This is a genomic window from Streptomyces sp. NPDC006197 (assembly GCF_040613865.1).
In the GTDB taxonomy this organism is placed as follows: Bacteria; Actinomycetota; Actinomycetes; order Streptomycetales; family Streptomycetaceae; genus Streptomyces.
Genome location: NZ_JBEXSZ010000237.1, coordinates 1 through 7,786, shown reverse-complemented (window position 1 = coordinate 7,786; position 7,786 = coordinate 1). Strand labels below are relative to the sequence as shown.

The window sequence follows — 7,786 nt, the reverse complement described above, 5'->3', positions numbered from 1 at the left end:
ATCCCCGCGGGCCTCTACGCCGGCTCCTGGTCGGAGTGGTCCTCGGACCCGACCCCCCCCGGTGTCAGGAGCCGCCGCCCCGCCCCGTACTCCTCGGACATCCGGTCGACGGGTTACTCCGTCCGCAGCCCGTCCGCCCGCATCAGCCGCCACAGCACCGGCATGCTCAGCAGCGTCACGGCCGCGATCAGTCCGAGGCCGACCCCGACGACGGGCAGGAAGCCCCACCAGTCGGCGACCTGCTGGCCACCCGTCTTCAGCAGCACGAAGCCGAGTCCGAGACCGCCCGCCACGGCGAGGACGAGCCCGAGGAGGATCGGCACCGCCGTCTGCCACAGCACCGACCAGCCCAGGGTCGAGCGCCGGGTGCCGAAGGCGACCAGCGAGGAGAGCAGCCGCTTGCGGTCCCGCAGCTGCTCCAGGGTCGCCACCAGCAGCGAGGCCGCCACGAGCAGCATCGTCAGGGTGGAGCCGACGAGGATGCCGGTGCGGACGCTGGAGAACGCCGCGTCCCGCTCGGTGTCCTTCAGGGTGCGCACCCAGGACGTCGGATCGATGGCCGCCGCCGTGTTCCGCACGTGCTCGGCGGCGTCGGGCACGGCCGGGTCGAGCCGGACCATGGTCTGCGCGTCGGGCTCGTCGAGCAGGGCGGTGTCGATCGCCGACGGGGTGGCGAGGACGCCGTATTCGTACATGCCCGTCGGGTCGGGGCGGGAGTCCACGATCCGGGCCGTCGTGGGGATCCGCCACTGCGGCAGCGGGGCGCCCTTCGGGGGCTTCGGCGCGCTCGGGTGCGGATGCGGGTCGCGCAGGGCGACGGTGGCGCCGGGCCGGGCGGCGCTGGTGACGCGGTCGTCGGGCGGGTTGCCCTGGGCGCCGTGCGCGAGGAAGACGAAGACGTCGCCGTCCGTGCAGGAGGGAAGCGTGGCGTACTCCCTCAGGGAGGCGCAGTCGCCGACCCTGAGCGAGGCCTGCGGGGCGAACTCCTCGCCCTCCTTCAGGGGTCCGGGCCGCCACACGTAGGACTCGACGGTGCCGATCACGCCGGTGACGCCCTCGGTCCGCCGGAAGCGGTCGATCATCCCGCGGGCCTCGTCGGCGTTCCTCGCGTCGGCGCCGATCGCGATCTGGGCGCGGGAGGTGTCCTCGCCGCTGAACCGGGTGAAGTCGTTCTCCATCGCCTGGAAGAGCATCTGGAGCGCGATCGCCCCGGTCGCCGCGACGACGATGCCGCTGACCGCGCGGGCCGCCGTGCCGCTGCTCAACTGGAGCCTGCGGACCGCGAGCTGCCAGGCCACCGGCCCGGCGTGCAGCCGCTTGACGCCCGCTTCGACGAGCCACGGCAGGAGCGTGGTGAGGCCGATCAGCGCGAGCGTCATGCCGGTCACGACGCCCACGGTGTCGATGCCGGCATCGGTCACCTGGACGTCGCCGATGAGCGGGACGAGGAAGGCGACGCCGGCCGCGAGGAGCAGCAGCCGCCACCACAGACGGCGGCGCCTCGGGGTGGAGGTCCGCACGACGCCCAGCGGTTCGATCGCCACTCCGCGCAGGGCGAAGAGGGTGACCAGGACCGAGGCGACCGGGACGACGGCGAGGACGAGCACGGCGAGGGCCGGCATCGGCACCACGTCGCCGGGATAGGCGTTGACGTCCCAGATGGTGAAGGCGCCCGCGAACTGCCGGGCCGCCGCGAAGAGTCCGATCCCCACGAGGAGCCCGAGCAGCGCGCCCGCGAGGGACTCGCCGGCCGCGATCCGCCGGGTCATGGCGGTGTCCGCGCCGATCAGCCGGAGCGCCGCGAGCCGCCGGTCGCGCTGCTCGCCGCCGAAGCGGACGGCGGTCGCGACGAAGACGAGCACCGGCAGGAGCAGGACGACGCAGGCGACGACGACGAGGAGGATCAGGAACGCGTTCATCGGTTCCTCGGGCACCGACCAGCCGTAGCGCGTGCCGCGCCCGTCGAGGTTCTCCGCGTCCAGGAAGTCGACGTGGGCGACGTACCGCAGCTCGGCCGGGCCGATGAGTCCGGCCGGTCCGATCGTCCCGACGGCCCGGTAGGGGAGCCGCTCCTTGAGCAGCGCGCCCTCGGGGGAGTCGAGCAGTTTCCCGAGCGCGGGGGAAACCAGCATCTCGCCGGTCCCGGGGAACCTGTCCGCGCCCGGCGGGAGCGGGGGCGCGTCGCCCTCGGGGCGCAGCAGCAGTCCGCTGATGACGTCGTCCCGGTAGACCGTGGTCCGGCCGAGGTGGAGGAAGGAGTCGGGGCGGGGCGAGGTGACCTGCTCGCTGCCGTCGACGGCGCGGACCGACTCCCGCACCTCCCGCTGGAAGAGCATGTTCGGGAAGGAGGCGGCGAGCAGCAGCAGGGCCACGCCGAAGCCGACGCCGGTGGCGGTCAGCAGGGTGCGGAGCAGACCGGAGCGGCCGCCGGCGACCGCGAACCGGGCGCCGAGCGTCAGGTCGCGGGTCCAGGTGCCGAGGCTCATGCGGCCCACTCCGCGTCCCGTACCGAGCCGTCCCGTACGACGACCTCGCGGTCCGAGTAGGCGGCGACCCGGGCCTCGTGGGTGACGAGGACGACGGCGGCGCCGGTGTCCCGGGAGGCGTCGGTGAGGAGCCGCATGACCAGCTCGCCGTTGAGGGAGTCGAGCGCGCCGGTCGGCTCGTCGGCGAAGATCACGCGCGGGGCGGTGACGAGCGCGCGGGCGACGGCGACGCGCTGGCCCTGGCCGCCGGATATCTCGCCGGGGCGCTTGCCCGCGACGGTGTCGACCTCCAGGCGGGCGAGCCACTCGGCGGCCCTGGCCTCGGCGGTCTTCCGCTTCTCGCCGTTCAGGCGGAGCGGGAGGGCGACGTTCTCGACGCAGGTCAGTTCGGGGACGAGCTGGCCGAACTGGAAGACGAAGCCGAAGTCGGTGCGGCGCAGGGAGCTGCGCGCGCCGTCGGAGAGCGCGGTGAGTTCGCGTCCGTCGTAGGTGATGGTGCCGGCGTCGGGGCGCACGATTCCGGCCAGGCAGTGGAGGAGCGTGGACTTGCCGGAGCCGGAGGGGCCCATGACGGCGACGACCTCGCCGGCCCGCAGGGCGAAGTCGGCGCCGGCGAGCGCCGGGGTCGGGCCGTAGGCCTTGTCCAGGCCGGTGGCGCGCAGCAGCGGGGTGGAGCTCATCGGCGGATCTCCTCGGCGAGCGCGTCGAGACGGGCGGCGGTCAGTTCCAGCCAGCGCAGGTCCGCTTCGAGGTGGAAGAGGGCGTGGTCGCAGATGAGCTGGTCGGCGAGGTCGCCGTCGCGCTTGCGCCGGGTGAGCTCGCGCATCAGGCGCAGGTGCTCGGCGCGCTGGGTGTCGAGGATCTCCGCGGCCCCGCGGCCGGTGAGCAGGGCCAGGACGACCTTGGTGTAGAGCGTGGACTGGAGGTACGGCTCGGGCTTCTCGGGGGTGGCGAGCCACTGGGCGACATCGGTGATGCCCGCCTCGGTGATGGCGTACCGCTTCCGCTCGGGGCCGCCGCCGGCCTCGATGCCGTCGACGACGACCAGGCCGTTCTTCAGGAGCCGGGACATGGTCGAGTAGACCTGGCCGTAGTGGAGCGGCCGGTCCTGGCCGAACTTCTCGTCGAAGGCGCGCTTGAGGTCGTAGCCGTGGCGCGGTCCGGACTCCAGGAGCCCGAGGAGGGTGTGACCGATGGACATGCCCCTCACTGTACACGGGGTGTATACCCACGATGTATAGACGGGCTGCCGCAAGGGGCGCCCAAGTGGAGCCGGTCCCTCACGCAACCATCCGGTCCGCTCGGGCGTCGGTTCCTCTGGGCGTGGGTGCTGATTCTCACGTCCGGAAAAGACGTGATCGGTTGTCCTTTGTCCGCCTCGTCGGTGTTAGCTTGCTGAGCTGATCCGATGCGGGCGGGCTCAGCGCCGAGGGCGCCGGACACAAGACGAGCGGAGCGACTGGACACATGGGCCGACCGGACAAGGGAAAGGCGAAGAAGCGCGGCATACGCCGCCTCTTCACCTGGAAGAGGCTCCTGGGCACCTTCATCGTGTTCTGCCTGCTCGGCATGGGGGCCCTCTACGTCGTCTACCTGCTGGTCCCGGTGCCGTCGGCCAACGCCGAGGCGACGATGCAGAGCAACATCTACAAGTACTCCAACGGCAAGGTCATCGGCCGCACCGGCAAGATCAACCGTGAGATCGTCGGCCTCGAGAAGATCCCCCTGCAGGTGCAGAAGGCGTTCGTCGCCGCCGAGAACAAGACCTTCTACAAGGACCACGGCGTCGACATCATGGGCACCACCCGTGCCGCCTGGAACACCGTCACCGGCAAGGGCAAGCAGGGCGGCTCGACCATCACCCAGCAGTACGTCAAGAACTACTTCCTGAGCCAGGACCAGACGGCCACGCGCAAGCTCAAGGAAATGGTCATCGCCATCAAGGTCGACCAGAAGATGAGCAAGAGCGACATCCTCGCCGGGTACATGAACACCAGCTACTACGGCCGCTCCGCCTACGGCATCCAGGCCGCCGCCCGCTCGTACTACGGCGTCGACGCCACCAAGCTCACCACCGCGCAGGGCGCCTACCTCGCCTCGCTGCTCCAGGCACCCAACCAGTACGACTGGACCTCCGCGAGCCCCACCGGCCGCAAGCTCGTCGAGGAGCGCTGGAACTACGTCCTCGACAACATGGTCGGCGAGGGCTGGCTCAGCGCCTCCGAGCGCGCCGGCATGAAGTTCCCCGTCCCGCAGAAGCCCAAGCCCGCCCCCGGCATGGAGGGCCAGACCGGCTACATCATCGAGGCCGCCAACCAGGAGCTGATGCGGCAGGGCGTCAGCGAGGAGGACATCAAGGCCGGCGGCTGGACGATCACCCTCAACATCGACGAGAAGAAGCAGAAGGACCTCGTCAAGGCGGTCGACAAGCAGCTGGAGGACAAGCTCGACCGCAAGGGCGACGAGAAGCAGGCGACCGTCCAGGCCGGCGCCACCTCCGTCGACCCGAAGACCGGCGCGGTCGTCGCGATGTACGGCGGCATCGGCGCCACCGAGCACTGGATGTCCAACGCGACCCGCCGCGACTACCAGCCCGCCTCCACCTTCAAGCCGATCGTCCTCGCCTCCGCCATAGACAACCACGCGCTCACCCAGGACGGGCGGGAGATCGGCCTCGGCACCATCTACGACGGCACCAGCAAGAGGCCGGTCGTCGGCAGCCCCATCGACTTCGCGCCGGAGAACGAGGACGACCACAACTACGGCCCCGTCACCGTCCAGAAGGCCACCAACAGCTCGATCAACTCGGTCTACGCCCAGATGATCGTCGACGTCACCCCGGCCAAGGCCAAGAAGACCGCCCTCGCCCTCGGCATGAAGGACGGCGCGGGCTTCCCCGAGACCCCCGCCATCTCCCTCGGCACCATGGGCGCCTCCACCATGGACATGGCCGGCGTCTACGCCACGCTCGACAACCACGGCAAGAAGGTCACCCCGACCCTCGTGAAGACCGCCGAGCACAAGGAGCGCACGGTCAAGGGCACCGAGGCGATCGGCGAGCAGGTCATCAGCCGCGAGGCCGCCGACACCGCCACCCAGGCCATGACGGGCGTCGTGCAGAACGGCTCCGGCTTCCGCGCCGCCGGCGACTACGAGGCCGCCGGCAAGACCGGCACCTCCGAGAACAACCGCTCCGCCTGGTTCGTCGGCTACACCCCCGAACTCGTCACCGCCGTCGGCCTCTTCGGCGAGGACGCCAAGGGCAACCAGGTCACCCTCACCGACACCATCAACCGGGGCCGCGCCAACGGCGGCCGCACGCCCGCCCAGATCTGGGGCGACTACACCGAGCGCGCGCTGAACGGCGGCTCGGACGCCACCTTCGACCTGGAGACCGACGGCGCCGCCCCGGACGGCACGCTGCCGGAGCCCACCTCGACCACCGAGGCGCCGGAGACGGAGGAGCCGACCGACGAGCCGACCACGGCCTCCCCGAACCCGACGGCCCCGCCGACCTCGACGGCCACCACGCCGCCGCAGCCGACGAACGACCCCATCACCACGCCGCCGGAGCCCACCCAGGAGCCGACGGTGACCGAGGAGCCGACGGACCCGCCGACCTCGATCCAGCCGCCGGACGTCGGCGGCGACCCGGGCGTGAACAGCACCACCCGCCCGCCCCGCTGACGACACGGCCCAAAGCCGTACGACCGAAGGCCGGACCCTTGTACGGGGTCCGGCCTTCGGTCGTACGGCGGTCGTACGGGGCGGGGGCGGAGGGGCTCAGGTACGGGTCGCCAGCTCGAACCAGACCACCTTGCCGCCCGAAAGGCGCGTCGCCCCCCAGCGCCGGGCCAGCCGGTTCACCAGGAACAGGCCGCGCCCGCCCTCGTCCGTGTCGCGCGCCCGCCGCTGCCGGGGCAGCTGCGGGGAGTCGTCGCCGACCTCGCAGCGCAGCACGTCCGTCCGCAGCAGCCGCAGGGTCACCGGCCGCTCCGCGTACCGCACGGCGTTCGTCACGACCTCGCTGACCAGCAGCTCGACCGAGTCCGTCAGCTCCTCCAGGTCCCAGCGGGCGAGCGCCCGCCGGGCGAGCCGCCGGGCCCGCCCCGGGGCCGCGTCCTCCGGCTCCAGGAACCAGTACGCCACGTCGCTCGGCGCGATCCCGTCGAAGCGGGCCGCGAGCAGCGCGATGTCGTCGTCCCGGTCGCCCGGGCCCAGCATGTCGAGGACGTCGTCGCAGAGCGCCTCCAGGGGCGGCGAGTGGTCCGGGCCCGTCAGCTGCGCGGTCGCCGCGAGGCGCTCCCGCAGCTGCTCGATCCCGGTCCACACGTCCCGCAGCCGGGACTCGACGAGGCCGTCCGTGTAGAGCAGCAGCGTGGCCCCGGCCGGGGCGTCCAGCTCGACCGCCTCGAAGTCCACCCCGCCGACCCCGATGGGGGCGCCGGGCGGCACCCGCAGCACCTCGGCGCGGCCGCCCAGGTGGAGCAGTATCGGCGGCGGATGGCCCGCGTTGGCCACGGTGATCCGGTGCGAGACCGGGTCGTACACCGCGTACATGCAGGTCGCCATGCGGTTCTCGCCGAGCCGCTGCGCCTGCTCGTCCAGGTGGTGCAGGACCTCCTGCGGGGGCAGGTCGAGACCGGCCAGGGTCTGCGCGGTCGTGCGCAGCTGGCCCATGATCGCCGCCGAGGTCATGGAGTGGCCCATGACGTCGCCGACGACGAGGGCGACCCTGCTGCCGGGCAGCGGGATCGCGTCGTACCAGTCGCCGCCGACCCTGGCCGTCTCGGCCGCCGGCAGATAGCGCGAGGCCAGCTTGACGCCGGTCGGCTGCGGCAGCGAGTCCGGCAGCATCGTCCGCTGGAGCTCGTCCGCGATGTACGCCTCGCGGCCGTACAGCACGGCCTTGTCGATGCCGAGCGCGGTGTGCGTGGCCAACTGCGCCGCGACGAGCAGGTCGTTCGGCTCGAAGCCGGCCCGCTCGGGGCGGCGCAGGAACACGGCGGCGCCGATCACCCGCCGTCGGCCGCGCAGCGGCGCGAGGACCGCGCGCAGCCCGCCGGGCAGCGGGTGCTCGGGGCCGAGCAGCTCGGCCAGCGCGGCCTTGGCGGCCGTGGAGTCGCCGAAGACCGGCCGCACCCCGCGCAGCACCTCGGCCAGTGCCCCGCCGGACCGCACCTCGCAGAGTTCGGCCGCGGGGGTCGGATCCGGATCGGGTACGAGGACGAGCTCCTCGCCCTCCAGATCGCTTAACCGCAGCCGGTCGGTGCGGCGCAGCCGCAGCACGAAGGGCGCCA

Annotated in this window: 5 protein-coding genes; 1 reads left to right on the top strand and 4 read right to left on the bottom strand. The window is 72.4% G+C overall.

The window, feature by feature from the left end; translation table 11 throughout:
* Positions 1–113: 113 nt before the first annotated feature.
* From ABZ318_RS38265 to ABZ318_RS38255, 3 genes are read right to left on the bottom strand one after another with little or no spacing between them, the layout of a single operon-like run.
* Positions 114–2,486 carry an FtsX-like permease family protein gene (locus ABZ318_RS38265; RefSeq protein WP_356907029.1) on the bottom strand — a complete coding sequence of 791 codons (2,373 nt, stop codon included), beginning with the start codon at positions 2,484–2,486 and terminating at the stop codon, positions 114–116.
* Complete coding sequence (locus ABZ318_RS38260) at positions 2,483–3,166, bottom strand: ABC transporter ATP-binding protein (RefSeq protein WP_356907028.1); 684 nt, start codon at positions 3,164–3,166, stop codon at positions 2,483–2,485. The genes ABZ318_RS38265 and ABZ318_RS38260 overlap by 4 nt, the downstream gene beginning before the upstream one ends.
* Complete coding sequence (locus ABZ318_RS38255) at positions 3,163–3,687, bottom strand: PadR family transcriptional regulator (protein WP_030692793.1); 525 nt, start codon at positions 3,685–3,687, stop codon at positions 3,163–3,165. The genes ABZ318_RS38260 and ABZ318_RS38255 overlap by 4 nt, the downstream gene beginning before the upstream one ends.
* A 266-nt stretch (positions 3,688–3,953) precedes the next feature.
* Between ABZ318_RS38255 and ABZ318_RS38250 the strand changes: the two genes are divergently transcribed.
* The gene (locus tag ABZ318_RS38250; protein ID WP_356907027.1) at positions 3,954–6,173 is read left to right on the top strand and encodes a transglycosylase domain-containing protein; all 2,220 of its coding nucleotides are present in this window, start codon (positions 3,954–3,956) and stop codon (positions 6,171–6,173) included.
* A gap of 96 nt (positions 6,174–6,269) precedes the next feature.
* On the opposite strand, the gene ABZ318_RS38245 is transcribed toward ABZ318_RS38250, so the two are convergent.
* A partial coding sequence (locus ABZ318_RS38245) for an ATP-binding SpoIIE family protein phosphatase (RefSeq protein ID WP_356907026.1) occupies positions 6,270–7,786 on the bottom strand: 1,517 nt, incomplete at its 5' end.